Genomic DNA, 1,707 nt, shown 5'->3' with positions numbered 1-1,707 from the left:
CGCGGCCCGGGGCCGCCGCGCGTCCCCGCCCCCCCCGGGGGGGGGGGGCCCCCCGCCCCCCCCCCCCCCGGCCACCTGCCGCGGAGGCGAGCCGCGGGAGGACTCCACGCCCGCCGGCCGCAGGCGGGCCCGTAGGTCGGTGAGGCAGCTGCTACGTCGAGGATCGCTGCGGCCAACGGGCCGACGAAGTCGAAATGTCGGGAGACGACCGGATCCGGTCGTCAGTCACGCGCCGCGGCCAACGTGTCCCCGATGCCCGGCTCGATCCGCGCTCCGGTGCAGAGCTCTGCCTCCGCTTTTGCGGTCAGACCCGGCCGCACGCCATGACCGGTGGCACGCAACACCTCCGCCACCGTTGCATCCGTCATGGGGTCCGCGGGCAGGAAGCCGATTTCCCCGGAATCGTAAGAGCGACGGCGTCCACGCCAACCGCCGCACTGCCGCCGCGGTCACGAAACGTGCGGGCCGGAGGAAGGAGGGGAAGAGTACGGTCGGAGGCCGGATTGAAGAACAAGAGCAGCGGATCGATCCAACCCGCTCTACTCGAGTCCTACGGACACGTCAGGAAATTTGCGAGTTCTACCGCGTGCCATCGGTGAAAACATCGCTGTGTGCGCTGAATATGACGATCTTCTCAATCAGATCTCCATTGAGGTGGAGGACCTCAGATCCCAGCGCCCTCCTGTTCCCCGGGAATCCGAAATCCCAGCTCCAGTGGATGAATTCCTTGTTCTGGAAGTGGCTCACGACCCGGCCGCTCAGGGGCGGAGCCTGGCGCTGCACGACGCTGATGTAGTCATTGATGACGTGTCGGCCCGCGAAGACGTCCTCAGGCTCCATGACCTTGATGTCCTCTGTGTAGATGTGCTCCATCGCCTTGGCCCGCTCGGCCGCATCCTGGATCATCCAGACCTCCAGATGCTTGGCTATGAGCACCCGGGCGCGGTCCGACCCGCCGGTCAGAGACAGGTGGAGCCGGGAGATCAGCCCGTTCGAGTCCAGGGAGACGGAGACGTTGCCGCTTCCGGAGCACCCGTTTTCCCGCAGGTCCAACCCGGCCTGGCTCCACTTGCCGACGATCGATCCATCGCCCTCCACGGAAGCCGTCCAATGGTGCTTGGACTCCTTCCACTTGGCCGCCTGACCCCGGTGGAAGTCGACGGCCATATCCCGGCCCTGGACCATTTCCCCGCTGTGCATCAGCAGCACGTTCTCCGCGAAGATGTCGCGAAGGCCTTCCAGGGCGGAGTGGCCGTTGTCGGCCGAGTTCACGATCTCGAAATAGCGATCAAGTACCGTCGTCATGCTTCAGTGCCTTTCTGGCAGAAAGTATCTAGATTTGCGATCGTCGCCGCGGAGGGAGTCGGCTTCCGTGGCCCTTCCCCCCGTTACTCCGCGGTCGGCGCCACGAAGTAAAGGAGGTGCTGCTTGGCGCCTTGGGCGTCTGCCGCCCCGCCACGGGTGCGCTCGAGCTCCCCTGGGAGACGGGGGAGCGGTGCGGATGGGGGAGCGGTGCGGCAGCCGGATCGCGGTGCCGTGGGGTGGCGAGATGCGAAGGCCCCACCGGGCCGGACGGAGTTCTCGATGTGCGGCAGCGTGGGCATGCTGTCCCGGCTTTTCGTCGCGCGGGTCGGCGTGGTTCGGGCCGGCGTGCCGGCATACGGCGTTGACGGAACCGGTGGCCGGCCAGGGCCGGCCGGCCCTGGC

Annotated in this window: 1 protein-coding gene; it reads right to left on the bottom strand. The window is 67.5% G+C overall.

All coding sequences use genetic code 11. The features are described 5' to 3' along the window. Window positions 1-579: 579 nt before the first annotated feature. Window positions 580-1,305 carry a hypothetical protein gene (locus ABT085_RS46205; protein ID WP_351623203.1) on the bottom strand — a complete coding sequence of 242 codons (726 nt, stop codon included), beginning with the start codon at window positions 1,303-1,305 and terminating at the stop codon, window positions 580-582. Between the last annotated feature and the right edge of the window lie 402 nt (window positions 1,306-1,707).

The sequence above is a fragment of the Streptomyces sp. NPDC002265 genome, assembly GCF_040296125.1.
In the GTDB taxonomy this organism is placed as follows: domain Bacteria; phylum Actinomycetota; class Actinomycetes; order Streptomycetales; family Streptomycetaceae; genus Streptomyces.
The sequence above is the reverse complement of the archived record's forward strand: the minus strand, read 5'-3'. Positions and strand labels throughout refer to the sequence as shown.